Origin of the sequence: Mesorhizobium sp. M0052 (assembly GCF_040323255.1) — a bacterium.
GTDB lineage: Bacteria > Pseudomonadota > Alphaproteobacteria > Rhizobiales > Rhizobiaceae > Mesorhizobium.
The window spans coordinates 172,507-199,077 of the sequence record NZ_JAMYUS010000007.1; the positions used below are offsets into that span (position 1 = coordinate 172,507).

Below are 26,571 nucleotides of genomic sequence, written 5' to 3' on the forward strand. Positions count from 1 at the left end.
CATAGATACGTACCGTATGCGTATTGACATACGCGGCGTATGTACCCACCTCATGCATACGGGACGTATGTGAGTGCCCCGGACAATGGAGTGAAAATGACCAAACGTGACGCGATCTTTCCTGCCGGCAGGCAGGCTCTCTACGAGATAAATCTTTATTCTGCTGCAATCCGATCGGGCGATCTTTTGTTTGTCTCGGGCCAGGTCGGCAGCCGCGAGGACGGGTCGCCCGAACCTGTCTTCGAAAAGCAGGTCCAGCTTGCCTTCGACAATCTCGCGGCAGTGCTGAAAGCAGCGGGCGCCACGTTCGACGATATAGTCGACGTGACCACCTTCCACACCGATCCGGCAACGCAATGGCCCGTGATCGATGCCGTTCGGCTGAAGGTGTTCGGTGAACCGCCCTACACCAATTGGACGGCGGTCGGCGTCAACTGGTTAGCCGGCTTCGACTTCGAGATAAAGGTCATCGCGCGCCTGCCCCAGCCTGCCTAAGGGCTGGCCAGCCGACCAACTGGCCGCCAAGCCAGTTGCCGATCAGGGCACGATTAGCGTGCCGGCGCCGTGTTCGGTGAACAGTTCCAGAAGCACCGCATGCGGCGTCTTGCCGTTGAGGATGACGACGCCTTCGACGCCGCGCTCGATCGCCTCGATGCAGGTCTCGACCTTGGGGATCATGCCGCCCGATACCGTGCCGTCCTTGATCAGCGCCCTGGCCTCGGCCACCGTCAGCTCGTCGATCAGCTTCTTGTTCTTGTCGAGCACGCCGGGCACGTCGGTCAGGAACAAAAGGCGCGTCGCCTGGCAGGCGCCTGCAATGGCGCCGGCGAAAGTGTCGGCATTGATGTTGTACGTGTGGCCGTCGCGGCCCGGCGCCACCGGCGCCAGCACCGGGATCATTTCGGAGCGCGCCAGCAGGTCGAGCAGGGTGCGGTCGACTTCGACCGGTTCGCCGACGAAACCGAGATCGAGCACACGCTCGATGTTGGAATCCGGGTCGATCATGGTCTTGCGCGCCTTTTCGGCGAACACCATGTTGCCGTCCTTGCCGCACAGGCCGATCGCCCATTCGCCCTCGGCGTTGATCAGCGCGACGATCTCCTTGTTGATCGAACCGGCCAGCACCATCTCGACGATTTCGACCGTCTTCTGATCCGTGACGCGCAGTCCGCCTTCGAACTTGGATTCGATGCCCATCTTGGCCAGCATGGCGCCGATCTGCGGCCCGCCGCCATGGACGACGATCGGGTTGACGCCGGACTGCTTCAGCAGCGCGATGTCACGGGCGAAAGCCTTGCCGAGCTCGATATCGCCCATGGCATGACCGCCATATTTCACCACCACCGTCTTGTGCTCGTAGCGCTGCATATAGGGCAGGGCCCGCGAGAGCAGGGCGGCCTGCATTTCGGCGGTGGCGGTGATCTCCGTCATCGGCATGGTTCCCTGGATGTGGGTAAGGACGGCGGCGTCTTAGCGGGAATTGGCCCAGGCCGCAAACAGCTTTGCTATCACGATGATGAAATCTGCCGGATCAGGCCGGCACCTTGAGCGGCGCCCGCCGCGTCAGCCACCCGGAAACCTTCTCCATCTGCGCAGCAAGCGACAAAAGCGTCCTGCTCGTCGCCGGGGCGGCCGACGGCCTGGATGCCGAGCGGCAGGCCGGCATCGGTGACATGGACCGGCAGCGCGATCGACGGCTGGCCGCTGACATTCTGGATCGCCGGCCAGTGGTGAACCACAGGCTCTTGTCCATCAATTGCCCAAACAAGGATCTGATCTCCAAGAGACGGGTCAAATGCAATTTGTCGAGCAGGTTTTCGATGAGCTCGTCGGCCCCCTTCGGGTCCATGGCGCCTCAGGCAAGCGGCGGATGCGCAATGATCGGGTTGCCTCGGCGCGCGCGATCGCAGCATCGACAAGGTCTGGCGGCGAGATCTCGCCTCTGTGCACAGCCTGCCAAGTCGGTTGCATCGTTCTCCCACAGCATCTGTTCGGCCGACATTGCTGTTCCCCTTTCTGCGGGAGGCTAACGACAGCCGATTTCCTTGGCACCGACCGGCGATTACTGGCGATCGGGCGCGGACATCGTTTGCGTGGACAACAAGATTTCTGCCTTTGCAAATAAATTGTGATCGCTTAGCTTGTCCGTATGACGCCGCAGGATATCTCCACCCTGATTGTCCGGACCTCGATGAAGGATCGGACTGCGTTCGATCTGCTTTACCGGCAAACCAGTGCGAAACTTTTCGGCGTGTGCCTTCGTGTATTGAAGGATCGCGGAGATGCGGAAGAAGCGCTGCAAGAGGTCTTCGTCAAAGTGTGGACGAAGGCGGACCGTTTCGCTGTTTCCGATCTAAGCCCAATCTCCTGGCTGGTGGCCATAGCACGCAATCATGCGATTGATCGCATCCGGTCGCGACGCAAGCCCGCTGCCGATATCGATGCCGCGCTCGACGTGGCTGACCCCGGTCCGGGGCCAGAGGCTATGGTTGTTGCGGGCGGTGAATCCGAGCGCATCTATCAGTGCCTTGAAGAGTTGGAACAAGACCGGGCGCAAGCCGTTCGGGGTGCTTATTTGAACGGCGAAAGTTACGCCGAGCTCGCGGAACGTCACAAGGTTCCGCTCAACACGATGCGGACATGGCTGCGCCGCAGCCTGTTGAAACTTAGAGAATGTCTGGAAAGATGACCCTGGCAGAAGAAAATGGACCGGAACGTGGAGGCGACGACCTGCTCGCAGCCGAATACGTTCTCGGCGTGCTGCCGGCGGATGAGCGCCAGATAGCCTCCGGACGCATCGACGCGGAGACCGGCTTTGCCCGTCTCGTCGATTCCTGGGAAGTAAACCTCTCGCCGATGGCTGCCGCTTATGCTGAGGTAGAGCCGCCGGCCACCATCAAGCCGGCTATCGATCGCCGGCTGTTCTCCTCCACCGCGGCGTCGACGACGGCCCCGAGCGGCAGCCTGTGGTCCAGCCTTAGCTTCTGGCGCGGCCTCACCGCAGCGGCTCTCGCGGCCCTGGTGCTCTATGTCGCCGTGCCTTACGTCAGGTCGCCGGTCGTCGTGCCGCAGGAGCGCCTCGTCGCCTCGCTGGCTGCCGAAGGCAGCGATGTCAAATACCTTGTCGTCTACGACGCTTCCCGCCGCGATGTCGGCCTGTCGCTGGTTTCGGGCGAACGCGCCGCCGGCAAGGACTTCGAACTGTGGATGATCGAAGGCAAGAATGCTCCGGTCTCGATGGGCGTCATCCCCGCCGGCCAGGTCGCCCATATCCCGGTTACCCCGGCCGTGCAGCAGAAGCTGGCGCAAGGCGCCGTGCTTGCTGTCAGCGTCGAGCCGACGGGCGGTTCGACGACGGGACAGCCGACCGGACCGGTCGTTGCCGCGGGCGACCTGAAGGGCATCTGATAGATCGTAAAACCATGACGTGACAATGAAGACAGCGGAAGTACATCTTCCGCTGTTTTCGTTTTGGATACGCTGCTGGAGATTAGAGGTTCGATCTGGGAGATTAATTCGCCGACAAAATAAAGGAAATTTTTCCCGGCGCGCGGAAACTCAGGCAGGTCTATTTCGTATCTCCTCTGTTCCGAAAGAGGAAACAATAACCCCGAGGAGTTCGAACACTATGCGTAGAATCGCCACCCTTTTGCTCGCCGGTACCATTGCCGTCTCCGCCCTCGCCACAATCGCCTATGCCGAGAATCCGATGGTTGGCGGCGCCGCCATGTACGCCAACAAGAACATCGTCGAGAACGCCGTCAATTCGAAGGATCACACGACACTGGTCGCCGCCGTCAAGGCTGCCGGCCTGGTCGAGACACTGCAGGGCGCCGGCCCGTTCACCGTCTTCGCGCCGACCAATGAGGCCTTCGCCGCGCTTCCGGCTGGCACGGTCGAGTCGCTGCTCAAGCCCGAGAACAAGGACAAGCTCACCAAGATCCTGACCTGCCATGTCATCGGCGCCAAGGCGATGGGCGCCGATGTCGCCTCGATGGCCAAGGCCGATGGCGGCACCCACAAGGTCAAGACGGTCGGCGGCTGCGAGCTGTCGCTCAAGGCCGATGGCGGCAAGGTCACCGTAGCCGACGAGAACGGCAATGTCGCCAATGTCACGATCGCCGATGTCGAGCAGTCGAACGGCGTCATCCACGTCATCGACAAGGTCCTGCTGCCGAAGATGTAACAAAGCCCCTGCCGCCGACGAACAGGCGGTAAGCTCTCTGATTGCGCGGCTCCCCCTTCGCGGGCCGCGCAATCTTCCGAGCGCTCCACGCCGTCCGCCACAAAACGCGGAGCCGGCTTGGAGCGTTCGGTTTGCAGGGCAACCGTCACCGGCTTTTGATTTTCCAGTGGCGGCCAAATCTGGCAAAATGATCCGCAGGAGGATTTCCGTCATGAACCGTCGCGACTTGCTTTTGAGTGGCGTCGCCTTTGCGGCCGTCGCCGGCGCCTTGGCAACGCTACGCTTGGGCGGAACCCAGTCCGCCAGAGCTGCCGAAACCTTCGAGGTCACCAAGACCGACGCCGAGTGGCACGCCATCCTGTCGGATGAAGCCTTCAATGTGCTGCGCAAGGAAGGCACCGAATATCCCGGCACCAGCCCGCTGCTCAACGAGCACCGCAAAGGCATTTTCGCCTGCGCCGGCTGCGACCTGCCGGTCTATTCCTGGGAGACCAAGTTCGATTCCGGTACCGGATGGCCGAGCTTCTGGCAGGAGATCGCCAACAGCGTCGGCAAGACCACGGATCGTTCTCTGGGCATGACCCGCACCGAGGTTCATTGCCGCCGCTGCGGCGGTCATCTCGGCCATGTCTTCGATGACGGTCCCGCACCCACCGGCCTGCGCCACTGCATCAACGGCGTTGCGCTCAGCTTCAAGCCGGCCACTGCCTGACCGTTCGGCGTCTTTAGCGGGGTGGGGATTTGGCGCCGGCGTGACGACCGCCTCCTATCTCTTGAAATGGAGCGAAAACAGTCAACTTCAAGAATTGGCAGACGGCTTTTTATGCGTAGATTCCGCAGCCCTAACGAGAGGGCCAGAACCTATGCAACGAACCAAAGCACGGGCTCGCGCTAGCGAGCGCAGATCGACCGCCAAATCGACCGGCGGTGTTGATGCGGACCGGCCGCGTATCTCCCATCAAGTGGTGATCGCCGGCGGCGGCCCGACCGGGTTGATGCTGGCCGGCGAACTGTCCCTGGCCGGCATCGATGTCGCCATCGTCGAGCGGCGCGAGAACCAGGATCTCGCGGGCGTGCGCTCCGGCGGCCTGCATTCGCGCACCATCGAGATCTTCGACCAGCGCGGCATTGCCGATCGGTTCCTGTCGCAAGGCCAGACCGCCCAGGTCGCGGGTTTCGCCGGCGTTTCGCTTGATATCAGCGACTTCCCCACCCGCCACAATTACGGGCTGGCGCTGTGGCAAAAGCACATCGAGCGCATCCTTGCCTGCTGGGTCGATGAACTTGGCGTCACGGTCTACCGTGGCCGCGAGGTGACAGGCTTCGTGCAGGATGCAGGCGGCGTCGATGTCGCGCTGACAGATGGCGGGTCGCTTCGTGCCGATTATCTTGTCGGCTGCGACGGCGGCAGAAGCCTCGTGCGCAAGGCGGCGGGCATAGAGTTCCCCGGTTCCGAGCCGACAACCAGCAATTTGATCGCCGAGATCGAGGTAACAGAAGAGCCGCAATGGGGTATCCACCGCGATGCCATCGGAATTCACGGCCTCAGCAGACTGGAAGACGGTACGGTGCGGGTGCTGGTGACCGAACGCGAGGTCGGGGCCGGCGGCGTGCCCACATTGCATGAGCTCAGCGAGGCGCTCATTGCCGTCTACGGCACCGATTACGGCGTCCACAATCCAACATCGCTGGCCCGCTTCACCGACATGACCCGGCAGGCAGCCTCATACCGCAAGGGGCGGGTGCTGCTGGCAGGCGACGCCGCGCACGTGCATCCACCGGACGGTGGACAGGGGCTGCAGACCGGCGTGCAGGACGCGGTCAATCTGGGCTGGAAGCTCGCCCAGGTGGTCAGGAAAACTGCGCCCGAAAGCCTGCTCGACAGCTACCAGGCAGAGCGCCACCCGATTGCCGCGCGTGTGATGAAAAACACCATGGCGTCGGTCGTGCTCCGTCGCGAAGACGAGCGCACCAAGGCGCTGCGCGATACAGTGTCGGAACTTCTCGGCATGGAAGAGCCGCGCAAGCGTTTTGCCGGCATGTTGTCCGGCCTGGACATCCACTACGATCTTGGCGAGGGGCATCCGCTGCTGGGGCGTCGCATGCCGGATCTCGACCTCGTCACCGCTGCCGGTCCGCTGCCGGTTTTCGCCCTGCTGCATGACGCTCGGCCGCTGCTGCTTAATCTTGGTGAGCCCGGCGCTTTTGGTATCGGCCAGTGGGTGGAGCGGATTCAGCTGGTCGACGCCAGCTACGATGGCGCATGGGAGCTTCCGGTGCTGGGGGCAGTCGAAGCCCCACGCGCAGTGCTGGTCCGGCCTGACGGTTATGTGGCCTGGGTCGGCGGCCCTGAAGCAGCCGGGCTAACCGACTCGCTGACCAAATGGTTTGGGCCGCCTGCCGCAGCATAGCGCGCCGGGTGTTCGACCAAGGAGCTTGACAACGATCGATGCTTAAGCGTGACCCCGGAAATCGGGGGTGATTTCCGGGGTCACACATGAGCGCGCCAGGCGGGGGGTCCGGCGCGCTCAATGGCCTCCGCCGCCGCTGCCCGCGGGCGGCGCCGGCTTGGCGATGACCAGGGTGAAGACCGCCATGGTCGCGAACAGCACGGTCAGCATGGTGAACACATCCATGAACGACAGCAGCGACGCCTGCTGCTGGACCATGCCCGACAGTTTGGAGATCGCCGCCTTGGTGGCGTCGAGGCCGGGAGTCTGCTGGAAGTCGAGCGTCATGTTCTGCAGCTTGGTCTGCGCCGCCGCACTGCCCCATTCCACATGCTCGGCCAGCCTGGCGTAGTGGAAGGCGCTGCGATCGATCAGCACGGTGTTGATGACGGCAAGGCCGACCGCACCGCCGAGGTTGCGGGTCAGGTTGAACAGGCCCGACGCGTTCTTCAGCCGGTCCGGCGGCAAGGTGCCGAGCGCAATGTTGTTGATCGGCACCATGCACAGCATCATCGAGCTGCCGCGCAGGATCTGCGGGATCAGCAATTCCCAGAAATCCCAGTCGGCGGTCAGATGCGTCATCCACCATGTGCCGGCAGCGAAGCCGAACAGCCCGATCATCATCATGATGCGCAAATCCATCTTGCTCGACAGGATGCCGGAAATCGGCGCAGTGACGAACATCGCCAGGCCGCTGACGAACAAGGCTTCGCCGATCATCATGGAATCGTAGCCGCGGATGCGCCCGAGGAACACCGGGTAGAGATAGGTCAGACCGTACAGGCCGATGCCGATGACGAAGGAGAACAGCGAACCGAAGGCGAAATTGACGTTGGTGAAGGCCCTGAGATCGACGATCGGCTCCTCGGCGGTGAAGGCACGCCAGAAGAACAGCGCCGCACCGACAACCATGATGATGGCGCAGATGAACACGGCCTGTTCCTGCAGCCAGTCATGGTTCGGACCCTCCTCGAGCACATATTCCATGCAGCCGAGAAACGCCGCCATGCCGGCAAGGCCCCACCAGTCGAACTTGCTGAACAGGCCGAGATTGGGCTTGTCAAAATCGATCAGGGTCCAGGTCGTGACCGTCACCAGAATGCCTGGAATGACATTGATGAGGAACAGCCAGTGCCACGACATGGCATGGCTGATATAGCCGCCGACGGTCGGGCCGATGGTCGGCGCCAGCGTCGCCACCAGGCCGATCATCGGCGACACCATGGCGCGGCGCGACGGCGGGAAGATGGTGAAGGCGGCGGCGAAAACGCTCGGGATCATGCCGCCGCCGATAAAGCCCTGGATGGCGCGGTAGACGATCATCTGGTCGATGTTGGTGGCGGTCGCGGCCAGCGCGCTGGCCGCCGTGAAGCCGGCCGCGGCGCCTGCAAACAGCACGCGCGTCGACAGCATCCGGCTGAGGAAGCCCGACAGCGGGATCATCACCACTTCGGCGATCAGATAGGCGGTCTGCACCCATGGGATTTCGTCGGAACTGGCGCTGAGGCCGGCCTGGATCTCCGCCAGCGAGGCTGAGACGATCTGGATGTCGAGGATCGCCATGAACATGCCGAACACCATCGCCAGGAAGGCGATGAGGCGGCGCGTCGAGATGGTCGTCGGTACCGCCGGCATGGCAGGCGCCGGCCCCGCTCCTGCAGTTATGGTTGCGGTTGCCATGGCGTTGCTCCCGGCTTTCGCTCAGTTCGTCGTAGCCGGAGCCGTGCGGCTGTCGACGGCGACGACGACGCTCAGGCCGGCGCGCAGCCTGCCTGCCTTCAGCACATCGGCCGGCACGTCGATGCGAACCGGGATGCGCTGCACCACCTTGGTGAAGTTGCCGGTGGCATTTTCCGGCGGCAGCAGCGAGAACACCGCACCCGAAGCCGGCGCCAGCGACGACACCGTGCCTTCGAAATCATGGCCGTCCGTGGCGTCCACCGAGACCCGCACCTTCTCGCCGGGCACCAGCTTGGCCAGCTGCGTCTCCTTGAAGTTGGCAACGATGTAGAGCTTGTCCAGCGGCACCACGACGGCGAGCTTCTGGCCGGGGCTGACGAGGTCGCCCTGCTCGACCGAGCGGTTGCCGACGACGCCGTCATAAGGCGCCTTGAGCACGGTGAAGGACAGATCGCGCGCGGCCTTGTCGCGGTTCAGCCGCAGCGAAGCCAGCGTGCTGGCCGATTCGGCGCGCTGCGCTTCGAACACGCCGATATTGGCCTGTGCGGCTGCAATCTGCGCGTCGGCGCCGACGAGGGCTGCATTGGCCTGGTCGAGAGCGGTCTGGGCATCGTCCAGTTGCGCCTGTGTGCCGACATGCGTCTTGACCAGTTGCGCGGCGCGCTGCTGGGCGCGAGCGGCGTTGTCGGCTGCCGCCTGGTCGGCGACCTTCTGCGCCTGCGCCTGTTGCAGCGAAGCTTGCGCCGCCTTGGTCTGCGCGTCGATACGGTCGAGCGTCTTGGCCAGCGTGGCGATCTGCGCCTCCGCCTGGGCAACGGCTATTCTGTAGTCGCCGTCGTCGATCGTCAGCAGCGGATCGCCGGCCTTGACCTGCTGGTTCTCCGAGACCTTGACTTGATCGACATAGCCGGAAATCTTCGGCGAGACGAACGACATGTCGGCCTGGACATAGGCATCGTCGGTCGAGATCAGGAACCGGCCGTCGGTCCAGTAATTATAGCCATACCAGGCGCCGGCGCTGAGCAGAGCGAGGCCGATGATCGGCAGCATGAACGAGCGAGCCGACCGCTTCTTCTTGGCCGGCACCTCGGCCAAAACTTCGGCGGCAGGCTTGATGGGCGCTTCCGGCGCTTCGATAACCGGCGAGACCTTGGCGTTGGGAAAGGGGCGGACTTCGGCGGTGGTTGGCGTGTTCGAGGACATGATATCTCGCTACCGTAGCTACATAAGGAAAATGTGTTATACTGAACCGTTCGGTTCGATGCGAACGTTGACATAGCGCTAAAGCAGGCCCATATCAAGAGCAATCGAACCGCTCGGTTCGAATTATTTCGCGAGGTGTGACTTTAATGGCCGACACGTTACCCGACGTCGAAAATGATCCGTGCGATGTGCTGGATAGTGCGCGTCGCGGCCGCCCGGCGGCGGGCCAGGATCCGGTCAAGCGCAGCCAGATCATCGAGGGCGCGCGGCGCGTGTTCATCGACAAGGGCTTCGAAGCGGCGTCGATGAACGACATTACCCGCGAGGCTGGCGTCTCCAAGGGCACGATCTATGTCTACTTCGCCAACAAGGAAGAGCTGTTCGAGGCGCTGATCGAGGAAGAGCGCGGCACCATCTTCAAGAACATGTACGACATGCTCGACCGCGCCGACGATCTGCGCCAGACGCTGGTGAAATTCGGCAAGGTGCTGTCGATGAAGATCACCTCGGCCAAGGTCATCCAGGCGCAACGCACCGTGATCGGCGCCTCCGACAGGATACCGGACATGGGCGCGCGGTTTTACGAACGCGGCCCCAAACGCGGCCACGACAAGGTGGTCAAGTTCCTCAATGCAGCCATCGAACGCGGCCTGCTCAAGATCGATGATGTCGATCTTGCCGCCTATCAATTCACCGAACTGTGCCTCGCCGGCCTGTTTCGCCAGTGCATCTTCGCCTACCGCACCAAGGCGCCGAGCCAGGATGAAATCGACCACATCGTGCGGTCGGGCGTCAGCCTGTTCCTGAAGTCCTACGGCACCGAAAAGCTTGCCGAGGAAGAAAGCCATCAGATGATCGCGCTCGAGGCGAAGTCCAAGGCAAAGGCCTAGTTAGCCAAAGGTCTTTTTTCGCAACTCCGGACGGAAAACCGCTTCACACTTTTCCCGGAGTTGCTTTTAACCGCCATTGGCCGCCAGCACGATCGCCGCGCGCAGTTCGTCCAGACCCTCGCCCTTTTCCGACGACGTGGCGAGCACGAACGGAAACGCCGCCGGTCGCTTCTTGATCTTCAGTAATGTCTCTTCGACCAGCCGCGGCACGCCGGCGGCCTTGATCTTGTCGGTCTTGGTCAGCACGATCTGGTAGGACACCGCCGCCTTGTCGAGCAGCGACAGCACCTCGTCGTCCTTGGATTTGATGCCATGCCGGGAATCGATTAGCACATAGACCCGCTTCAGCGTCACGCGGCCCTTGAGATAGTCGAAGACCAGCTTGGTCCAGTCGTCCACCTTTTCCTTCGGCGCGCTGGCATAGCCGTAGCCCGGCATGTCGACCAGCGCCATTGGCGGCAGGTCGGTGCCTTCGCCGGAAAACCCGCCCGGCACGAAATAGTTGAGCTCCTGCGTGCGGCCCGGCGTGTTGGAGGTGCGCGCCAGCCCGTTATGGCCGACGAGCGCATTGATCAGCGACGACTTGCCGACATTGGAGCGGCCGGCAAAGGCGATCTCAGGCGGCCCCTCCGGCGGCAGGAACTTCATCGCCGGCACGCCGCGGATGAAGATCCACCCCTTGGTGAACAGGTCGGTGCCGATGACGGTGTTGCCCAGCGCGTTCAAATCGCTGCCTCCAGCCTGGAAATATCGGCGCCCCGAATGGCGTTGAGGTTGCGGCCGATCTTGTCCACCGGCCAGTTCCACCACGCCACAGCCAGCAACCGCCGCACCGTCCTGTCGTCGAAACGCATCTTCACCACCTTTGCCGCATTGCCGGCGACGATCGCATAGGCCGGCACGTCATGCGTCACCACCGATTTCGCCGCCACGATGGCGCCATTGCCGACCGACACGCCGGGCATGATCACCGCATCCATGCCGATCCATACATCATTGCCGACCACCGTGTCGCCGCGCAGTTCCTGTGACCACGTCTTCGGGTCGAAGCCTTGCTCCCAGCCATGACCGAAAATGTTGAACGGATAGGTGGAAAAGCCGGACATGGCATGGTTGGCGCCGTTCATGATGAAGCGCGCGCCCTCCGCGATGGCGCAGAACTTGCCGATGATCAGCTTGTCGCCGATGAAGGGATAATGATGCAGCACGCATCGCTCGGCGAATTTGTCCGGTCCGTCAGGATCGTCATAGTAGGTGAACTCGCCGATCTCGATATTCGGCGCGGTGACCAGGGGCTTGAGGAAGCCGACGCGGGTGTGCATCGGGATCGGGTGTTTGATGTCTGGGTTGGGTCCGTCCATGGCGAGATCCGTCGAGAGTGGCGCAAATTAAAGCCGCCATTCTAGATGGCGTGATCCGCCCTATAGCACCAATCGCCCGATGAGCGAGCCCTGCTGGGCTTCGATGTTCACTTGGTGCCGCGGCAGATCACGATCAGGTCGACCGCAGCGCAGTCGCCTAAGGCGCCCTGAAACGAAAAACGGGGCCCTGCGAAGGACAAGCAGGACCCCGGTGGTGTCGAAGACGGCTTCAAAAGAATGGCACCTCGCCGTGAGGTGGGGAAGGCAGACCGAGAAAGCCCGTCGCAGCCCGCCGTCATTCCCCGTTGCCTAAAACCGTTACTTCGGCAACAGCACCTTGTTGACGACGTGGATGACGCCGTTCGACTGGTTGACGTCGGCGACCGTTACCTTGGCGGCGCCGCCGGATTCGTCGACGATATAAAGCGCGCCTTTTTTTACCTCGGCGATCAGCGTGTCGCCGCTGACGGTCTTCATTTCATACTTGCCACCCATCGCCTTGGCCTTGGTCATCATATCCTTGGCGGAGATCTTGCCGGCCACGACATGGGCGGTCAGGATCTTGGTCAGCTTGTCCTTATTTTCGGGCTTCACCAGCGTGGCGACGGTGCCGGCCGGCAGTTTCTTAAAGGCGGAATCGGTCGGCGCAAACACCGTGAAGGGTCCCGCGCTTTCCAGCGTGTCGACCAGGCCGGCGGCCTTGACGGCGGCAACCAGCGTCTTGTGGATCGGCGAGTTGAGGGCGTTCTCGACGATGTTCTTCGAGGTCAGCATCGCAGCGCCGCCAACGGCGGGATTGGCGAGCGTATAGGCCGTCGTAGCTGCGAGGCCCGATAGAGCCAGGCCGGCGGAAAAGCAGAATGCCTTGAGGATGGACTTTGCCATTGGAGAACCCTTCTGGTGCGACAATTGTTGATTCGATTGTCGGGAAGAGTTACGCGGCGATTGCGGGAAAGTTTCGGTGCAGAGTAAAAAACGATAATGATAACAAATACTTAAAGGCGAATGCCCATTCCACGCGCCGCATCCCCGCGATGGACATGACGGGGTCACGGATCAAAAACAGCGGTCTTCGGATTAGAGCTGATCGGTGTTGATCGGCCTTGGCGGTACAAGCAGCAGCCACGCCGGTTGCACGCCGCAAGTTTCGCGCCTCACGGGAACGTGATGCGCGCCTCGTCCAAAAAAACCCCGGACGAGCCGGGGCTTTGATTGCCGGAATAGCGCCTTCTATTCAGCCGGCGAGGGTTTCTTTCGGAACAATGCCGTCAGATTGTCCCACAATTCGATCTTGGCGCCCTGGCGCTTCATGATCACGCCCTGCTGCAGGATCGACAGCGTGTTGTTCCAGGCCCAGTAGATGACGAGGCCGGCCGGGAAGCTGCCCATCATGAAGGTGAAGATCACCGGCATCCAGGTGAAGATCTGCGCCTGCGTCGGATCCGGCGGCGTCGGGTTCATGCGCATCTGCAGGAACATGGTGATGCCCATGACCACCGCCCAGGCGCCCATATGCGGCAGGAATGCCGGTGGCGCGAAGGGCAGCAGGCCGAACAGGTTGAAGACCGAGGTCGGATCGGGCGCGGCCAAATCCTGGATCCAGCCGAAGAACGGCGCGTGCCGCATCTCGATGGTGATGTAGAGCACCTTGTAGAGCGAGAAGAACACCGGGATCTGCAGCGCCACCGGCCAGCAGCCGGCGAGCGGATTGATCTTCTCGGTCTTGTACAGCTCCATCATCGCCTGTTGCTGCTTCATCTTGTCGTCCGCGTATTTCTCGCGGATCTCGAGCATCTTGGGCTGCACCTTCTTCATGTTCGCCATCGACGCATAGGATTTGTTGGCGAGCGGGAAGAAGAGGGTTTTGACGACGACCGTGGTGGCAAGGATGGCCAGGCCGAAATTGCCGAAGAATTTGTACAGCGTGTCGATCAGGTAGAACATCGGCTTGGTGATCCAGATGAACCACCCCCAATCGATCAGCCGGTCGAACAGCCTGATCTGCCGGTCCTGGGCGTAGGCGTTGATCTTGTTGACTTCCTTGGCGCCGGCGAAGATCTCGGTCTCCACCGTCGCCGACTGGCCGGCGGCAATGGTGATCGGGTCGGTGAGGAAGTCCGACTGGTAGCGCGGGCGGCCATTGTCGTAATAGGCATAGTGCGGCTGGAAGGGCTGCTTCTCGGTCGGCACCAGGGTGACCGCCCAGTATTTGTCGGTGATGCCAAGCCAGCCATCGGTCGATTTGCTCGGCGTATACAGCTTGTTCTTCTCGATGTCGGCGTATTTGTGCTCCTGCAGGCCTTCCGTGCCGGTGACGCCGATCAGGCCTTCATGCAGCACATAGGAGCTGGCAATGGCTGGCTTGTCGAAACGGATGACGCGGCCGTAATTGGACAGCGTGACCGGGGCCGAGCCTGAATTCTGCACCGCATCGGAAACGGTGAACATGTAGTCGCCGTCGACGGAGATCGTGCGCTTGAAGGTCAGGCCCTTGTCGTTGGTGAAGGTCAGCGTCACTGGCGTCGCCGGCGTCAGAGTCGCATTGCCGTCGACGCTCCAGACCGTTTCCGGGCCCGGCACCGTGCCGGTCGTGTCGCTGCCGACAAAGCCGATCTCGGCATAATAGCCGGTGGGCAGCGCCTGCGGATTGAGCAGCTGGATCTGCGGCGATGTCTTGTCGACCGTCTCGGTATAGTGCTTGAGCTTGAGGTCGTCGAGGCGGGCGCCGGTGAGGTTGATCGAGCCCGACAGGCTCGGCGTGTCGATGTTGACGCGGGCCGTCTTGGCCACTTCCTGCGCGCGGCCTTCCGGCGTCGTAACATAGGTGCCGGGCGCGTTTGGAATGGCGCCGGGCGCTGCGGGCGCCGGCGTGCCGCCGGGGTTGGCGGCCTCGGCCGCCTTCTTCTGCTCCGCCGCCCGCTGCTCTTCGATGCGGGCCGCCTCGCGCTGCTGTTCGCTGCGCGGCAGCACATAGAAATATTGCCACAGCCCGAGGATCAGCACCGACAAGACGATGGTGATGTAGAAGTTCCGGTTGTTTTCCATCGAAAGCCCTTGGCCTATCGTGTTCCGCTGAGACGGCGGGAGAGTTCGGCCTTCAACTGGCCGAACGGAATGGTGAGCACGTCTTCACGCCCGACGATGACATAGTCATTGCCGGGCGCCATGTCACTTGCGGCATGGGTGCGCACGGCTTCTTTCAGCCGCCGCCTGACGCGGTTGCGGACAACCGCATTGCCGACCTTCTTGGTGACGGTGAAGCCGACGCGCGGCGGCAGGCCGTCATTGCGGTCGAGAACTTCGACGAGAAAAAGCCGCCCGCGCCGCTTTTCACCGCGGCGGACGGCCAGGAATTCCGCACGTTTCAGAAGCCGCTTGGGGTTTGGTCCCACTGGCTTGCCGGTTGCGGGCAACGATCTCGTCTTCCGTTCAGGCGCTGAGCCGCTTGCGGCCGCGGTTGCGGCGAGCTGCGACGACGCCGCGACCACCCTTGGTGGCCATGCGAGCACGGAAACCGTGCCGGCGTTTGCGGACGAGTTTGGACGGTTGGTAGGTACGCTTCATTTGTTTTAATACCGCGGGGTGCGGCCCTTCTTGATTCTGTCACTGTGTAACAGGAGCTTTGCCGGGCCGGCATTGGCGCGATCGAAACCGCGCCGGGACGAATGGCCCGAGCGTGAGCGGCTTATAGAAAGAAGGGTTTTGGGAGTCAATCCAGCGCGAACTATGAGTTCGTCGCAGCGCGAACGCCAGTTCGTCGCAGCGCGAACTGCCAGTTCGTCACGGCGCGACACCCCGTTCGTCGCGGCGCGAACACCCAGTTCGAGGCTATTTTTATTGCTGGCGCCATCGTCCAACGAAGGATGAAATTGGCAAAAAAGCCGCAATCACCTAATCTCAACCGATCAAGCGTTTGTGAAGACAGGCCTTAATGAGCGAAGTTGCATCAGCGGATGAAGGGAGCGGCCCGGCGACAGCCGATGCCAGCCCGGCGACCGTTCGCCCGGTTGCGAGCCGTTCGGTGCCCAATCGTTCAGTGCCCTTGGCGCGCGGCCTGTCGACCAAGCTGCTCTTGCTCACCATTGTCTTCGTGCTCCTGGCCGAAGTCCTCATTTTCCTGCCCTGGATCGCCAGCTACCGCCTGGCCTGGCTGAAGGAGAGGCTAAGCACCGCTGCCGCGGTGTCGATCGTGCTGGTGCAGGGTGAGCCCAATTCGCTCTCCCGCGCCGCCCAGAACGACGTGCTGATGGCAATCGGCGCCAAGGCGATCGCGGTGCGCGACGGCGGCGTATCGCGCCTGCTGGTGGTGGCCGAGATGCCGCCGCAGGTCGACGAGCACATCGACATCGCCAATGTCGGCATGATCAAGGGCATGACCGGGGCGCTGGATACGCTGTTCTTCGGCGGCAAGCGCATGCTGCGGGTGTTCGGCCCGGTCGGCGACAGCGACAAGGAATTCGAGCTGATCATGCCCGACTATTCCCTCCGCAACGCCATGCTGCGCTATTCGCGCAACGTCGCCTTCGTCTCGCTGCTGATCTCGCTGTTCACCGCAATGCTGGTCTATGCCGCGATCGACCTGATCATGATCGGCCCGATCCGCACCATGACGCGCTCGATGCTGTCCTTCTCCGAGGCGCCCGACGATCCAGGGCGCATCATCCACCCGGCCGCCCGTGCCGACGAGATCGGCGTTGCCGAGCGCGAACTGTCGCAGATGCAGGAACGGCTGCAAAAGATGCTGTCGGAGCAGAAGCATCTTGCCGATCTTGGCCTCGCCGTCTCCAAGATCAACCATGACATGCGCAACATCCTGGCCTCGGCGCAGCTGATGTCGGACCGCCTGCGCCTGGTCAAGGACCCGACGGTGCAGGCCTTCGCGCCAAAGCTGTTGCGCGCGCTCGACCGCGCCGTCTCCTATTCCGAAGGTGTGCTCCACTATGGTCGCACGCAGGAGCCGGCGCCCTCACGCCGCCGCTTGCGGCTGCGCCAGCTGGTCGACGACGTCCACGGCCTGCTCGACATCGAGGACGGCATCGAATTCGTCAATGCCGTCGAGCTCGCCTTCGAGGTCGATGCCGATTCCGACCAGCTGTTTCGCGTGCTCACCAATCTGTGCCGAAACGCGGTGCAGGCGATGGCGGCCGACGCCGAGAGCGCGCTGGTGCGCCGGCTCGCCGTATCGGCCGAGCGCATAGGCAGCGTAAGCCGCATCATTGTCACCGACACCGGTCCCGGCCTGCCGGCGAAGGCGCGAGAAAACCTGTTCGCGGCGTTTCGAGGCTCGGCCCGCAGCGGCGGCACCGGCCTTGGCCTGGCCATCGCGCACGAGCTGATCCGCGCCCATGGCGGCACGGTGGAACTGGTCGAATCGATCGGCGGCCGCACCACCTTCGCCGTCACCATCCCCGACCAGCCGGTCCGCCTCGACCAGGCCCGCAACGGCCTGCGCCGCCCTGCCTGAGCTGTATTGATATTCAGCCGAAGCCGGACTGAGCTGAATCTCAGCACCCCTTTGATCGGCACCGTCGAAAGCAGCTGCGACAAAACTTTTGCCGGATTGGCTTGCTTTTCGGAAATTCAGTCGCTAGGGAACACGTCTTGTCGCGGCCGGTCGTCAGGATCGGTTAGCGGGGCTATGTAAAGCATGGCCTGTTGCGCGCCCGTAGCTCAGCTGGATAGAGCACCAGACTACGAATCTGGGGGTCAGGAGTTCGAATCTCTTCGGGCGCGCCATTTCCGCCGAATCTGCGATTTCCTGCGATCCGCTAGCCGGTCTTGGGCTCGCATATGAAGAGCAGGTCGCGGAACACGTTGCCGAGCACCGCCTCATCCGAGTGCTGGAGAACTGGACGCCGCCTATTCCGGGCTTCTTCATTTATTACCCCAGTCGTCAGCCTGACTGCGCTATAAACGCGCTGCGATGTTCTTGAAACGGGAGAGTACGCGGCGACCGTTATCTGGGCGCAGCGACGCTGAATGCTCATTCACGCCGCCGCGCAGCACGCTCACTTTTCTTCCGCCTTTCCCGGATCAGGGCCCAATAGGCCTCGCTCCAGCCAGATACCGCTCATTGTCAAACGGCTCGGCGTGGGTGCTGCCCGGGCTCCACATGTGGCGGTGGGTCTCGGTCAGATTGCCGAGATAGACATGCAGCGCGCCTGAGCGGGCGATGCCGGTGTTGGCCACCGCGTGCACGGTATCAGGGGTCATGTGCACCACCGCGGGCGCCGCGATGTCGTGGCGTTCCGGCGCATCGATCTCGCTGCCGTCGACGGGATAGATGAAGTTGGTCTCGCTGCCCTTGTAGATGCCGATCAGCGCATCCATCAGATGGTTGTGCGGCGGGTACCGCAGGCCGGGCGACAGCGTGATGTGGTAGATGGTCAAGTCAGGGCTGGCATGCAGCAGCACCTCATCGTCGTCTTCCTCATGCGCGAGCACGCCTGATGCATGGAAGCGGTCGGTGTGTTCGCGCAGCACCGCCTTGACCCGTTCGATGGCATGAGCACCTTTGGCTGCGTTGACGATACCGGCGGTTACGGCGTAGAGAGGCGAGTTGGCGGCAAGAGACATTTGTCGTCATCTCCATTGGGAAGCTCAACCAATACAGCTGAGATGCTCAGGCTAGCGAATGCCGACAGACCCCTCAACCGGATGGTCGAAACGGGCAAGCAGACTACGCGGGCAGACTACGCGGGCAGACCACGCGGGCAGACCACACGGGCAGGCAGATATGGCTCTTCCGAAATCAGTGTCACCGTCCGCCGTCAAGGCGCCGTCGACCGCCGACATATTGCGCAGCGAGGAAGCTTATGAGCAGCTGAAGAGCGACATCGTCGCCTGCGTCCTGCAACCCGGCGAAAGCCTGACCGAAAAGCAGATCGGCGACCGCTACCAGATCAGGAAGGCGACGATCCGCTCGGCTTTGGCCCGCCTGACGCAGGAAGGGCTGATCAAGAGCGAGCCGCGCCGCGGTTATGTCATCGCACCGCTTAGCCTGCGCGACGTCAACGAGATCTTCGACCTCCGCAGCCTGATCGAACCGGAAGTGTTCCGGGTGGCCGCGGCAAACCTCACCGAACGCGGGCTCGACGACATCAGGCTGGCGGCGCAGAAGGTGCTGAAGCCGGAGACGCTGCGCAGCCATGTCGCCTTTCTGGCGGCCGACCGCGCCTTTCGCCTGGCCCTGGCTGAACTCTCCGGCAATCTGCGGCTGGTTCGCCTGCTCGACCAAACGCTCGACCAGTCGGAGCGTGTCCTCCATCTCGGCTTCAAATCGCGCGACTTCACGCAAGCGATCATCGGCCAGCAGAAGGAGTTGGTGCTTGCCTGCGAGCTGGCCGAAGTCTCGGCCATCGCAAAGCTTGCCCGCTCGCAGTGCCTGTCGCTCAAGAAGCAGGTGCTCGAGGCCTTGCTCGCCGGCTCCAAGCTGCAGGACGCCAATTTGCAAAGCTTCGCCTGAGGCGCGAAGTCCGCGCTCTCTGGCCGATGCTTACTCGTCGATGAAGCGGATGTCCGCATCGGCAAGGCAATAGGGCGCGTAGCGGAAATCGCGGATATGGCTGACCTTTCCATCCTGCCAGTCGACCAGCATGAAGCCGCGCACGGCGTCATCTCCCGTTTGCGGGTTGCGGATCAGGATGGCCGGCCTGCGGTCGACGAAGCCGAGCGACAGCGCCCAGTCCTGGACACGGTCGTAATTGCCGAAATAGTTGGAAACCTGCGCCTTGCCGCGCATGCGGGTGCGGTTGACGACTTCAAGCTGGATATCCTCGGCGATCAACGCGCGCACGGCGTCGAAGTCGCGCGCGTTGAACAGGTCGACATAGCGGCGCAGGCGCCGCTCGTCGTCGGCGTCGAGCTTTGGGGCAGGCGCCTGCTCGTCCTGTGACGCCAGCAGGCGCAGCTGCGACCGCCCGCGATGCAGCGCTGCCTTGGTCGCGGCCAGCGTCGCGCCGGACACTTCGCAGGTTTCGTGCAGGCTGAGGCCAAGCACGTCGACAAGGATCACGGCGCTGCGCTGCACTGTTGCCAGCTGCATGAAGCTTCGCAGGCTGGCGGCGGTGGCGAGCCTCGCATCGGCGCTTGCGGAGGGGTCTTCGATCGTCGTCATGTCGGTCTCGCTCATGCGCGCCTGCTCCCGCTGGCGCCGGCGCAGATGATCCTGCGCGGCATTGTGGGCTATGCGGAACAGCCATTGCTCCGGACGCCCAACGGTGGCGTCGCCGTCGATGGCCTGCAGTGCCTTGATCAGTGTCTCCTGGACGATGTCCTCGCCATCGATCACCGAGCCGGCCATGCGGGCGCAGTAGCGGTGCAGCTTCGGTCGCAAGGCGCCGAGCATCGCCTCCAGGGCAACGCGGTCGAGTTTTGCTGTGTTCATCCTGTCCGTTCCCAAAATGCCGGTCTTTGCATTCAAGCCGGCACGACCTCGCCGGCCAGCATACGATAATTGCCGACGATCTTTGCCGGCGATCTGGCAAGCGGCGTCGAGCGGCGCCCGGCATGATCGGCGCTGAAGGCCTTGAAGGCTGCGAGCCCCGTCAGGCCGTCGCCATCCTGGCTGACAAGATGGATGAACTCGCCATTCTCCAGTTCCAGGACGAGGTAGCGCACGGATTGCGGCTTCGTGTCGTCGAGTGCCTCGAACACCTGTGCAACCAGCATACGGTTCTCGGCGATGCTTTCGTCCTTCACGCCGTAGCGGATGAGATTGTAGCCCATTGTCGTCTCCTGTTTTTCAACTCTGCACAGAGAAGACGTTTCGCGGCCTCGAAAAGATTCGTCGCCCGGCGAATCTTTTCGATCGTCCGGATCGTCTTTCCCGTCGACGGCTGCGCGGCAGCCGTCCAGGAGCAGGAGAGACCCATCATGCACATCCAGTTTGCCGAATTGCCGGTGTTCGACCAGGACCGCGCCAAGGCCTTCTACACCGGACATCTTGCTTGCCAAGTGGCGGAGGACCAGCTGATGGGCGACAGCGGCTGGCGCTGGATCGAGCTGACATTTCCCGGCGCCGTCACCAATTTGCATTTCGTCAAACGCCCCGATGACACGCCGGGCACTGAGCCCGTGCTGGTGCTCGTTGATGGCGATGTCGAGGCAACGGTCGCGGGCCTGAAGGCGCGCGGCGTCGAAATCATCACCGAGCCGCAGGAAGCGCCTTGGCAGCCGGGCCGCACAGTCGCCGAATTCCGCGACAGCGAGGGCAACCGCATGGTTGTCGCCAGCAAATGATCGGACCCGGCGCAAAGCCGAACTTTGACATGAGAACAACAGGAGAGATGGACATGACCCCCCAAACGTCGACGCTGAAAGTACCGGGCGCCAGCCTCTATTATGAGATGCGCGGTTCCGGCCCCGTACTGTTGATAATCCCCGGCGGACCGCAGGACGCCGGCGTCTTCGCCGATGTCGCGGGCCACCTCGCCGACCGCTACACGGTGGTCGCCTATGATCCGCGCGGCAATTCGCGCAGCACCTTCGACGGAGAGCCGCAAGAGCAGGACCTCGATGTCCATGGCGACGATGCCGCGCGATTGATCGAGGCGCTTGGCGCCGGACCGGCCTATGTGTTCGGCACCAGCGGCGGCGCCCAGATCGGGCTCAACCTCGCCGCCCGCCATCCCGGCCGGGTTCGTGCACTGGTGGCGCATGAGCCGCCCAGCATGATGCTGCTCGACGACCCGTCGCCGTCACTGGCCGGCATGCGCGACCTGCACGACACCTATCGCAGCCAGGGTGTCGAGGCGGCGATGCAGAAATTCTTCAGCGAGAACAGCCTGTCGGAAGGGCCGGGTCAGGATGAAGCCGGGCCGCAGGACGGACCGCCTTCGTTCGAACCGTCGCCCGAGGAGGCCGAGACCTTTGCCAGGGTCAGCGGCAATTTCGAATACTGGCTGGCGCATGGCGTCATGCCGCTGTCGCTCTACCGTCCTGATATCGAGGCGCTGCGCGGCCGCCCGGTCGTGGTCGGCATCGGCGAAGAGTCCATCGGCCAGCCGATCGACGGCATGGGCAAGGCGCTGGCCGACGGGCTCGGCAGCAAGCGCGCCGCCTTCCCCGGCGACCACATGGGCTTTGCGCCCTATCCCGACCGCTTCGCCGAGACCTTGCACCTGACGCTCAGAGGCGCGTGAGATCGTCAGTTCAACAGGAAAGGAGCGTCCGCATGCACAATGCGGACGCCCTTCTCCCATGAAATTACCCGCTAAGATTGCTGTATCAGACGGCCTCCCAGCCTTCCTTGCCGCCGGCGCGGAAGATGGCGTCGATGACCTTCTGGTTGAGCACGGACTCCTCCAGCGTGAAGACACGCTCCTTGCCACCCTGTGCCGCCCTGGCAAACGTCTCGACCTCGCGCCGGTATTGCTGCGTGCCGGGAAAGCGGAACACCTGCGCCTCCGTATGGTTCTGGTTGTGCAATTCGATGCGGTGATGGTCGTAGAGCCCGGCATTGAACGGCGAGAACACCTCGATGAAACCCTTCTCGCCGTGGAACACCATCACCTGCCGCGCCGCCATCTGCGTCGACAGATAGAAGGACAGTTCGAAATCGCCGAAATCGGCGCGGATCGAGGAATAGATGTCGGTGCCGAATTTCTTGTCGCGCTCGATCGTCGCCTGCACGCGCAGTGGCTCCTTGCCGCTCGAAAACCGCGTCGACACCGTCGGATAGACGCCGATATCAGGCAGCGCGCCGCCGCCGAGATCGAGCTGGTTGCGCATGTTGGTGGGATCGACATTGTAATAGGAGAAGGCGCCCTGCACATGGCGCAGCCGGCCGATGGCGCCATCGGCGATGAGATCGCGCACCTTGATCCATTGCGGGTGGTAGATGACCATGAAGGCCTCGCAGACCAGCACCTTCTTCTGGTCGCGCAGCTTGATCAGCGGTGCGATATTCTTGGCGTCGAGCGCCAGCGGCTTTTCCACCAGCACATGCTTGCCCGCTTCGATGGCCTTGGCCGTCCACTCGACATGCTGCGAGGTCGGCAGCGGGATGTAGACGCCGTCGACGTCTTTCGAAGCGAGCAGCTCCTCATACGAACCAAAGGCATGCCTGGCGCCGAACCGCTCGCCCAGGGCCTCGGCCTTCGACAGGTCGCGGCTGGCGATCGCGGACAAAACGCCATTCTCGGCCTCGACGATTGCCGGCAACAATTGCTCGCGGCCGATCTTGGCCGTCGACAAAACACCCCATCGGAACATCAGGCTTCTCCTATCGATTTACAGGCGAGGAGGTTTGCCCGAAATTGCAGGAAAAGCCAATGCGGATCGCTGGTCCTGCTAGCCTCGCTTGCCCGTTAGCGTCATGTCGAAATTGACGATATTCGAATAGATCGGCGTGCCGACATCCATGCCGTACCGGGAGCGCAGCACCTTACCGGTGACGTGGAATTTAATGACGCCGCCCTTCAGCCCGCCGAGCTCGGCAGTGAACTTTTCCGCAAACGTCTTGCCGCGCGCCGTCAGCCGGCCGCTGACCAGCGCCGTGGTGTCGCTGGTTCGGGTTACGCTGGTCGAGCGGAACTGGATTTCGGGGCTGTTGGCCACGTCGAACACCGCATCGGAGCGCAGGAAGGCGTCGATGCGGCCCTGGCCGGTGCCGACGCTTTCGGGATAGATGGTGAAGTTGACCGCGGAACGGCCGACATCGCTGTTGTCGATGCGGATGGAGCCCTTGAAGCGGCCAAAGGCGCCGTCGAGGCCGCCGCCACCGACCTTGCCGATGGAGAAGCGAATGCTGGAGCTGGCCGGGTTGACCGTGTAGCTGCCGGCGGCGTCGCCGAGGTCCACAGCGGCGGAGACAGGCATGGCAAGGCAAGCGGCAACAGCCGCCAATCCGAAGATGCGCGCATACATGGGTTTTGTCCTTACTGGGGCAGGCGAAGTGTTGCGCCCTCACTCCAATGAACGAATGCGCGGCGCGCGCTATTCCATGTCCTGATCTGACGAAGGCGTGATCATGCGCGTGAGCACGCTGTCGCGCAGCCAGAAATGATGCCGCAGCGCCGCCAGCGCATGCAGCGCGACCAAGGCAATGCCGGCATAGGCGAGATACCAGTGTGCTACCGCCCAGAAGTTTTCCGCCGCATCGGACACGCCGAGCGGCAGGTTCGGCATCACGAAAAGGTTGAACGGCATGCTGGGGATCTCCAGCATCGACACCGAAACCAGTGCCCAGCCGGACAGCGGCACCGCGAGCTGGAAGCCATAAAGCGCCAGATGCGCCAGCGGCGCCGTCCGACGCTCCAGGCCTCCGACCGAGGCCGGCAAGGCCGGGGCCGTATTGCCGAGCCGCCAGGCAATGCGCAGGATGAGGAGGCCGAGCAGCAGGAAGCCGAAGGATTTGTGCAGCTGGATCAGCTCGAAGGCGGTGCGCTGGCTGGTCAACCGCACCATGATGAAGCCAAGCATGAACTGGCCGATGAACAGGATGCCGATCAGCCAGTGGAGGACGATCGCCGCCCAGCCGTAGCGGGTTGAGTTGTTGGTGATGAATGCCGGCATGGCTGGTGAACGAATGGCAGCTGGGCTTTCTTCCACCCTCCCCCTTGTGGGGAGGGTCGGCGCGAAGCGACGGGGTGGGGGGTAGCGCCCTACGAAGACTCCCACCCCGATCCGCTACGCGGATCGACCCTCCCCACTAGGGGGAGGTGGCTAAGCACCGACCTTGAAGAAATCAACAAACGCCCGCAGCGCCGGGCGCATCTGGCGGCGGCTGGGGTAGTAGACGAAGAAACCGTCGAAGGGCGGACACCAGTCTTCCAGCACGCGGATCAAGCGACCGTCGGCGAGCGGCGCGCGCACATAATCGTCGAAGACGAAGGCGAGCCCAGCGCCGTCGACCGCCGCCTGGGCGATCAGATGGTCTTCGTCGAGGATCAGCGGCCCTTGCGCCGCGATCTCGATCTCTTCGCCATCCTTCTCGAATTCCCAGCGGTAAAGAATGCCGCTGGAAAAACGGAAGCGGATGCAGCGGTGGTCGGCAAGATCGCGCGGATGGCGGGGTCTTGGCATGGTCGCGAAATAGGATGGCGCGCCGACCACGGCGCCGCGAAGGTCCGGTCCGATGCGCACCGCGATCATGTCGCGCTGCAGGCTCTCACCGAGCCGCACGCCGGCATCGAAGCCGCCTTCGACGACGTCGGTGAAGCGATCCTCGATGACGATTTCCAGCACGATGTCGGGATAGGCCGCGGCAAAGCCGCCGAGCCTGGGCGTCAATGCCAGGTGGGCCGCGGTGCGCGGCACGGTCAGCCGCAGGTTCCCGGCCGGCCGGTCGCGCGCCTCGATCGCCGTTTCCAGCGCCAGATCGATCTCGGACAGCGCCGGCCGCAGCCGTTCGAGCAGCTGCGCGCCCTCCTCCGTTGGTGCCACGCTGCGGGTGCTGCGCGCCAAAAGCCGCACGCCGAGCCGCGCCTCCAGGCTGGACACGGCATGGCTAACTGCCGAGGGCGCGATGGCCAGTTCGCGCGCCGCGCCGCGAAAACTACCGCATTGGGCGACTGTTGCCAGTACAGCGAGTTGAGAAAGATGCGCTCGGTTCATTGCTCTATTTTATAGAACAGCCCGTGCGAATGACAGCCAATTATCGAACGTAAAGCTAGGCGCTATCTCTGTTTCATCGCAACAAGGAGATGCGCCATGAAAACCCGCAAACTTGGTACTGAGCTCGAAGTCTTCCCCGTCGGCCTCGGCTGCATGGGCATGAGCTTCGCATATGGCGGTCAGGCCGAGGTTGACGCAATCGCCACGCTGCGCCGCGCTGTCGAGATCGGCGTGACGTTTTTCGACACCGCCGAAGTCTATGGTCCCTTTGAGAACGAGATCCTTCTCGGCAAGGCATTGAAGCCGGTGCGCGACAGGGTGACGATCGCCACCAAATTCGGCTTCAAGATTTCCGAGGAAGGCTCAGGCCTCGAACGCATGGTCGGCGTCGACAGCCGCCCGGAGCACGTCAAGGCGGTGGCCGAAGCCTCGCTGAAGCGGCTCGATACCGATGTTATCGACCTCTACTACCAGCACCGCGTCGATCCCGACGTGCCGATAGAGGACACGGTCGGTGCCATGGCCGAGCTGGTGCGCGATGGCAAGGTGCGGGCGCTGGGCCTGTCGGAGGTCAGTGCCGCCACCATCCGCCGGGCGCACGCCGTGCATCCGATCGCTGCCGTGCAGAGTGAGTACTCGCTTTGGAGCCGCGACCCTGAAGACGAAGTGTTCGATGTCTGCCGCGAACTCGGCATCGGCTTCGTCCCCTACAGCCCGCTCGGTCGCGGCCTGCTCACCGGCACCATCGCCAAGCCCGAGGCCCTCAGCGACGACGACTGGCGCCGCACCTTGCCGCGTTTCCAGGCCGACGCCATGGCCGCTAATGCCAAGGTCGTTGCGACGCTGGAAAAGCTGGCGGTGGAAAAAGGCGTCACCTCGGCGCAGCTGGCGCTGGCTTGGGTGCTGCACCAGGGCGACTTCATCGTGCCGATCCCCGGCGCAAGAAAGATCCGCCATCTCGAGCAGAACACAGCGGCGGTCGGGATCGAGCTGAGCGCGGCTGAGGTCGCGGCGATTGGAGATGCGCTGTCGCCGGACAAGGTGGTTGGCAAGCGCTACACTGAGGAATTGCTGGCGCTGGTGAATGGGTGAACAAGCGGGGGAGCTTGGCGCCCTGAGAAGTCAGCGCGCGGCACCCCCCTCTGTCCTGCCGGACATCTCCCCCGCAAGGGGGGAGATCGGCTGTCGTCGCTGTTTTCGCCAATCACCAACGTTGCAGAAAGTGCGCCAACGATGAAGCTGCC

Annotated in this window: 29 protein-coding genes, 1 tRNA gene and 1 pseudogene; 14 read left to right on the plus strand and 17 right to left on the minus strand. The window is 63.0% G+C overall.

The features are described 5' to 3' along the window. Positions 1–96 precede the first annotated feature (96 nt). Positions 97–495, plus strand: coding sequence for a RidA family protein (locus NKJ77_RS11750; RefSeq protein WP_352535253.1), 399 nt, complete (start codon positions 97–99; stop codon positions 493–495). 42 nt (positions 496–537) lie between these two features. On the opposite strand, the gene argB is transcribed toward NKJ77_RS11750, so the two are convergent. Both argB and NKJ77_RS11760 read right to left on the minus strand, forming a co-directional pair. Continuing rightward, a complete protein-coding gene (argB, locus tag NKJ77_RS11755) occupies positions 538–1,431 on the minus strand; it encodes an acetylglutamate kinase (RefSeq protein ID WP_031209616.1) in 894 nt (297 codons plus the stop codon). A 77-nt stretch (positions 1,432–1,508) separates the two neighbouring features. Further along, positions 1,509–1,739: an amidase family protein gene (locus NKJ77_RS11760; protein WP_023696030.1), complete on the minus strand. Its 231-nt coding sequence runs from the start codon at positions 1,737–1,739 to the stop codon at positions 1,509–1,511. A 410-nt stretch (positions 1,740–2,149) separates the two neighbouring features. On the opposite strand from NKJ77_RS11760, the gene NKJ77_RS11765 reads away from it, so the two are divergent. The 5 genes from NKJ77_RS11765 (at position 2,150) to NKJ77_RS11785 (ending at position 6,597) form a co-directional block, all read left to right on the plus strand. After that, on the plus strand, positions 2,150–2,689 hold the full coding sequence (locus tag NKJ77_RS11765) for a sigma-70 family RNA polymerase sigma factor (protein WP_023673234.1): 540 nt from the start codon (positions 2,150–2,152) through the stop codon (positions 2,687–2,689). Then, positions 2,686–3,408, plus strand: coding sequence for an anti-sigma factor (locus NKJ77_RS11770; RefSeq protein WP_023736962.1), 723 nt, complete (start codon positions 2,686–2,688; stop codon positions 3,406–3,408). Before NKJ77_RS11765 ends, NKJ77_RS11770 begins: the two co-directional genes overlap by 4 nt. Positions 3,409–3,628: 220 nt before the next feature. Next, positions 3,629–4,186: a fasciclin domain-containing protein gene (locus NKJ77_RS11775; RefSeq protein ID WP_023687459.1), complete on the plus strand. Its 558-nt coding sequence runs from the start codon at positions 3,629–3,631 to the stop codon at positions 4,184–4,186. A gap of 211 nt (positions 4,187–4,397) precedes the next feature. Continuing rightward, positions 4,398–4,898 carry a peptide-methionine (R)-S-oxide reductase MsrB gene (msrB, locus tag NKJ77_RS11780; RefSeq protein WP_023736961.1) on the plus strand — a complete coding sequence of 167 codons (501 nt, stop codon included), beginning with the start codon at positions 4,398–4,400 and terminating at the stop codon, positions 4,896–4,898. 151 nt (positions 4,899–5,049) lie between these two features. Next, positions 5,050–6,597 (plus strand): FAD-dependent monooxygenase, encoded by a 1,548-nt coding sequence (locus NKJ77_RS11785; protein WP_081732445.1) that lies wholly within the window; start codon positions 5,050–5,052, stop codon positions 6,595–6,597. A gap of 117 nt (positions 6,598–6,714) precedes the next feature. Here NKJ77_RS11785 and NKJ77_RS11790 read toward each other — a convergent pair whose 3' ends face one another. Next, positions 6,715–8,316 (minus strand): DHA2 family efflux MFS transporter permease subunit, encoded by a 1,602-nt coding sequence (locus tag NKJ77_RS11790; protein ID WP_352535254.1) that lies wholly within the window; start codon positions 8,314–8,316, stop codon positions 6,715–6,717. A gap of 21 nt (positions 8,317–8,337) precedes the next feature. Continuing rightward, entirely contained in the window at positions 8,338–9,519 is a 1,182-nt protein-coding gene (locus tag NKJ77_RS11795; RefSeq protein ID WP_352535255.1) for an HlyD family secretion protein, read from the minus strand. A gap of 146 nt (positions 9,520–9,665) precedes the next feature. Between NKJ77_RS11795 and NKJ77_RS11800 the strand changes: the two genes are divergently transcribed. Further along, the gene (locus NKJ77_RS11800; protein WP_023681357.1) at positions 9,666–10,409 is read left to right on the plus strand and encodes a TetR/AcrR family transcriptional regulator; all 744 of its coding nucleotides are present in this window, start codon (positions 9,666–9,668) and stop codon (positions 10,407–10,409) included. A gap of 66 nt (positions 10,410–10,475) precedes the next feature. Here NKJ77_RS11800 and yihA read toward each other — a convergent pair whose 3' ends face one another. From yihA to rpmH, 6 genes are all read right to left on the minus strand, one after another. Then, positions 10,476–11,135: a ribosome biogenesis GTP-binding protein YihA/YsxC gene (gene yihA / locus NKJ77_RS11805; RefSeq protein WP_023824002.1), complete on the minus strand. Its 660-nt coding sequence runs from the start codon at positions 11,133–11,135 to the stop codon at positions 10,476–10,478. After that, a complete protein-coding gene (locus tag NKJ77_RS11810; protein ID WP_023701989.1) occupies positions 11,132–11,770 on the minus strand; it encodes a CatB-related O-acetyltransferase in 639 nt (212 codons plus the stop codon). The genes yihA and NKJ77_RS11810 overlap by 4 nt, the downstream gene beginning before the upstream one ends. A 318-nt stretch (positions 11,771–12,088) precedes the next feature. Beyond that, positions 12,089–12,655 (minus strand): fasciclin domain-containing protein, encoded by a 567-nt coding sequence (locus NKJ77_RS11815; RefSeq protein WP_023673244.1) that lies wholly within the window; start codon positions 12,653–12,655, stop codon positions 12,089–12,091. Positions 12,656–13,000: 345 nt separating this feature from the next. After that, positions 13,001–14,815 carry a membrane protein insertase YidC gene (gene yidC, locus NKJ77_RS11820; RefSeq protein WP_023709266.1) on the minus strand — a complete coding sequence of 605 codons (1,815 nt, stop codon included), beginning with the start codon at positions 14,813–14,815 and terminating at the stop codon, positions 13,001–13,003. A 14-nt stretch (positions 14,816–14,829) separates the two neighbouring features. After that, positions 14,830–15,183 carry a ribonuclease P protein component gene (rnpA, locus tag NKJ77_RS11825; protein WP_023672264.1) on the minus strand — a complete coding sequence of 118 codons (354 nt, stop codon included), beginning with the start codon at positions 15,181–15,183 and terminating at the stop codon, positions 14,830–14,832. 16 nt (positions 15,184–15,199) lie between these two features. After that, the gene (rpmH, locus tag NKJ77_RS11830; RefSeq protein WP_008833937.1) at positions 15,200–15,334 is read right to left on the minus strand and encodes a 50S ribosomal protein L34; all 135 of its coding nucleotides are present in this window, start codon (positions 15,332–15,334) and stop codon (positions 15,200–15,202) included. 367 nt (positions 15,335–15,701) lie between these two features. Here rpmH and NKJ77_RS11835 point away from each other — a divergent pair, with 367 nt between their 5' ends. The 3 genes and pseudogenes from NKJ77_RS11835 to NKJ77_RS11845 all read left to right on the plus strand — a co-directional run. Further along, complete coding sequence (locus NKJ77_RS11835) at positions 15,702–17,234, plus strand: ATP-binding protein (RefSeq protein ID WP_023672265.1); 1,533 nt, start codon at positions 15,702–15,704, stop codon at positions 17,232–17,234. A gap of 195 nt (positions 17,235–17,429) precedes the next feature. Next, positions 17,430–17,506: transfer RNA gene (locus tag NKJ77_RS11840), tRNA-Arg, on the plus strand. Positions 17,507–17,538: 32 nt separating this feature from the next. Then, positions 17,539–17,703 (plus strand): annotated as a pseudogene (locus NKJ77_RS11845) (LysR family transcriptional regulator); the annotation flags it as partial. 100 nt (positions 17,704–17,803) lie between these two features. Here the strand turns inward: NKJ77_RS11845 and NKJ77_RS11850 are convergent. Continuing rightward, on the minus strand, positions 17,804–18,346 hold the full coding sequence (locus NKJ77_RS11850; protein WP_023672266.1) for an autotransporter: 543 nt from the start codon (positions 18,344–18,346) through the stop codon (positions 17,804–17,806). 160 nt (positions 18,347–18,506) lie between these two features. On the opposite strand from NKJ77_RS11850, the gene NKJ77_RS11855 reads away from it, so the two are divergent. Beyond that, positions 18,507–19,235 (plus strand): GntR family transcriptional regulator, encoded by a 729-nt coding sequence (locus tag NKJ77_RS11855; protein WP_023672267.1) that lies wholly within the window; start codon positions 18,507–18,509, stop codon positions 19,233–19,235. A 30-nt stretch (positions 19,236–19,265) separates the two neighbouring features. Here NKJ77_RS11855 and NKJ77_RS11860 read toward each other — a convergent pair whose 3' ends face one another. Continuing rightward, on the minus strand, positions 19,266–20,156 hold the full coding sequence (locus NKJ77_RS11860) for a sigma-70 family RNA polymerase sigma factor (protein WP_023672268.1): 891 nt from the start codon (positions 20,154–20,156) through the stop codon (positions 19,266–19,268). Positions 20,157–20,188: 32 nt separating this feature from the next. Beyond that, on the minus strand, positions 20,189–20,497 hold the full coding sequence (locus NKJ77_RS11865) for a hypothetical protein (RefSeq protein WP_023681378.1): 309 nt from the start codon (positions 20,495–20,497) through the stop codon (positions 20,189–20,191). Between the two features lie 147 nt (positions 20,498–20,644). Here NKJ77_RS11865 and NKJ77_RS11870 point away from each other — a divergent pair, with 147 nt between their 5' ends. Together NKJ77_RS11870 and NKJ77_RS11875 are read left to right on the plus strand one after the other, a co-directional pair. Beyond that, a complete protein-coding gene (locus NKJ77_RS11870; protein ID WP_023672270.1) occupies positions 20,645–21,010 on the plus strand; it encodes a VOC family protein in 366 nt (121 codons plus the stop codon). A 53-nt stretch (positions 21,011–21,063) separates the two neighbouring features. Beyond that, complete coding sequence (locus NKJ77_RS11875; protein WP_245261692.1) at positions 21,064–21,912, plus strand: alpha/beta hydrolase; 849 nt, start codon at positions 21,064–21,066, stop codon at positions 21,910–21,912. Between the two features lie 85 nt (positions 21,913–21,997). Here NKJ77_RS11875 and NKJ77_RS11880 read toward each other — a convergent pair whose 3' ends face one another. From NKJ77_RS11880 to NKJ77_RS11895, 4 genes are all read right to left on the minus strand, one after another. Next, positions 21,998–22,984, minus strand: coding sequence for a Gfo/Idh/MocA family protein (locus tag NKJ77_RS11880; protein WP_023681380.1), 987 nt, complete (start codon positions 22,982–22,984; stop codon positions 21,998–22,000). A 78-nt stretch (positions 22,985–23,062) separates the two neighbouring features. Beyond that, positions 23,063–23,638 carry a YceI family protein gene (locus tag NKJ77_RS11885; RefSeq protein WP_023681381.1) on the minus strand — a complete coding sequence of 192 codons (576 nt, stop codon included), beginning with the start codon at positions 23,636–23,638 and terminating at the stop codon, positions 23,063–23,065. Between the two features lie 69 nt (positions 23,639–23,707). Beyond that, positions 23,708–24,286 carry a cytochrome b gene (locus NKJ77_RS11890; protein WP_352535256.1) on the minus strand — a complete coding sequence of 193 codons (579 nt, stop codon included), beginning with the start codon at positions 24,284–24,286 and terminating at the stop codon, positions 23,708–23,710. A 150-nt stretch (positions 24,287–24,436) separates the two neighbouring features. Further along, a complete protein-coding gene (locus NKJ77_RS11895) occupies positions 24,437–25,327 on the minus strand; it encodes a LysR family transcriptional regulator (protein ID WP_023687444.1) in 891 nt (296 codons plus the stop codon). Between the two features lie 96 nt (positions 25,328–25,423). Here NKJ77_RS11895 and NKJ77_RS11900 point away from each other — a divergent pair, with 96 nt between their 5' ends. Next, positions 25,424–26,419 (plus strand): aldo/keto reductase, encoded by a 996-nt coding sequence (locus NKJ77_RS11900; protein ID WP_023681384.1) that lies wholly within the window; start codon positions 25,424–25,426, stop codon positions 26,417–26,419. The last annotated feature ends 152 nt before the right edge of the window (positions 26,420–26,571 follow it).

Excerpts from the sequence above, each read along its gene's own strand:
- NKJ77_RS11750 (WP_352535253.1), top strand. The coding sequence starts at position 97 with ATGACCAAACGTGACGCGATCTTTCCTGCCGGCAGGCAGGCTCTCTAC.
- argB (WP_031209616.1), bottom strand. The coding sequence starts at position 1,431 with ATGACGGAGATCACCGCCACCGCCGAAATGCAGGCCGCCCTGCTCTCG.
- NKJ77_RS11765 (WP_023673234.1), top strand. The coding sequence starts at position 2,150 with ATGACGCCGCAGGATATCTCCACCCTGATTGTCCGGACCTCGATGAAG.
- NKJ77_RS11770 (WP_023736962.1), top strand. The coding sequence starts at position 2,686 with ATGACCCTGGCAGAAGAAAATGGACCGGAACGTGGAGGCGACGACCTG.
- NKJ77_RS11775 (WP_023687459.1), top strand. The coding sequence starts at position 3,629 with ATGCGTAGAATCGCCACCCTTTTGCTCGCCGGTACCATTGCCGTCTCC.
- msrB (WP_023736961.1), top strand. The coding sequence starts at position 4,398 with ATGAACCGTCGCGACTTGCTTTTGAGTGGCGTCGCCTTTGCGGCCGTC.
- NKJ77_RS11785 (WP_081732445.1), top strand. The coding sequence starts at position 5,050 with ATGCAACGAACCAAAGCACGGGCTCGCGCTAGCGAGCGCAGATCGACC.
- NKJ77_RS11790 (WP_352535254.1), bottom strand. The coding sequence starts at position 8,316 with ATGGCAACCGCAACCATAACTGCAGGAGCGGGGCCGGCGCCTGCCATG.
- NKJ77_RS11795 (WP_352535255.1), bottom strand. The coding sequence starts at position 9,519 with ATGTCCTCGAACACGCCAACCACCGCCGAAGTCCGCCCCTTTCCCAAC.
- NKJ77_RS11800 (WP_023681357.1), top strand. The coding sequence starts at position 9,666 with ATGGCCGACACGTTACCCGACGTCGAAAATGATCCGTGCGATGTGCTG.
- NKJ77_RS11810 (WP_023701989.1), bottom strand. The coding sequence starts at position 11,770 with ATGGACGGACCCAACCCAGACATCAAACACCCGATCCCGATGCACACC.
- NKJ77_RS11815 (WP_023673244.1), bottom strand. The coding sequence starts at position 12,655 with ATGGCAAAGTCCATCCTCAAGGCATTCTGCTTTTCCGCCGGCCTGGCT.
- yidC (WP_023709266.1), bottom strand. The coding sequence starts at position 14,815 with ATGGAAAACAACCGGAACTTCTACATCACCATCGTCTTGTCGGTGCTG.
- rpmH (WP_008833937.1), bottom strand. The coding sequence starts at position 15,334 with ATGAAGCGTACCTACCAACCGTCCAAACTCGTCCGCAAACGCCGGCAC.
- NKJ77_RS11835 (WP_023672265.1), top strand. The coding sequence starts at position 15,702 with ATGAGCGAAGTTGCATCAGCGGATGAAGGGAGCGGCCCGGCGACAGCC.
- NKJ77_RS11850 (WP_023672266.1), bottom strand. The coding sequence starts at position 18,346 with ATGTCTCTTGCCGCCAACTCGCCTCTCTACGCCGTAACCGCCGGTATC.
- NKJ77_RS11855 (WP_023672267.1), top strand. The coding sequence starts at position 18,507 with ATGGCTCTTCCGAAATCAGTGTCACCGTCCGCCGTCAAGGCGCCGTCG.
- NKJ77_RS11860 (WP_023672268.1), bottom strand. The coding sequence starts at position 20,156 with ATGAACACAGCAAAACTCGACCGCGTTGCCCTGGAGGCGATGCTCGGC.
- NKJ77_RS11865 (WP_023681378.1), bottom strand. The coding sequence starts at position 20,497 with ATGGGCTACAATCTCATCCGCTACGGCGTGAAGGACGAAAGCATCGCC.
- NKJ77_RS11870 (WP_023672270.1), top strand. The coding sequence starts at position 20,645 with ATGCACATCCAGTTTGCCGAATTGCCGGTGTTCGACCAGGACCGCGCC.
- NKJ77_RS11875 (WP_245261692.1), top strand. The coding sequence starts at position 21,064 with ATGACCCCCCAAACGTCGACGCTGAAAGTACCGGGCGCCAGCCTCTAT.
- NKJ77_RS11880 (WP_023681380.1), bottom strand. The coding sequence starts at position 22,984 with ATGTTCCGATGGGGTGTTTTGTCGACGGCCAAGATCGGCCGCGAGCAA.
- NKJ77_RS11885 (WP_023681381.1), bottom strand. The coding sequence starts at position 23,638 with ATGTATGCGCGCATCTTCGGATTGGCGGCTGTTGCCGCTTGCCTTGCC.
- NKJ77_RS11890 (WP_352535256.1), bottom strand. The coding sequence starts at position 24,286 with ATGCCGGCATTCATCACCAACAACTCAACCCGCTACGGCTGGGCGGCG.
- NKJ77_RS11895 (WP_023687444.1), bottom strand. The coding sequence starts at position 25,327 with ATGAACCGAGCGCATCTTTCTCAACTCGCTGTACTGGCAACAGTCGCC.
- NKJ77_RS11900 (WP_023681384.1), top strand. The coding sequence starts at position 25,424 with ATGAAAACCCGCAAACTTGGTACTGAGCTCGAAGTCTTCCCCGTCGGC.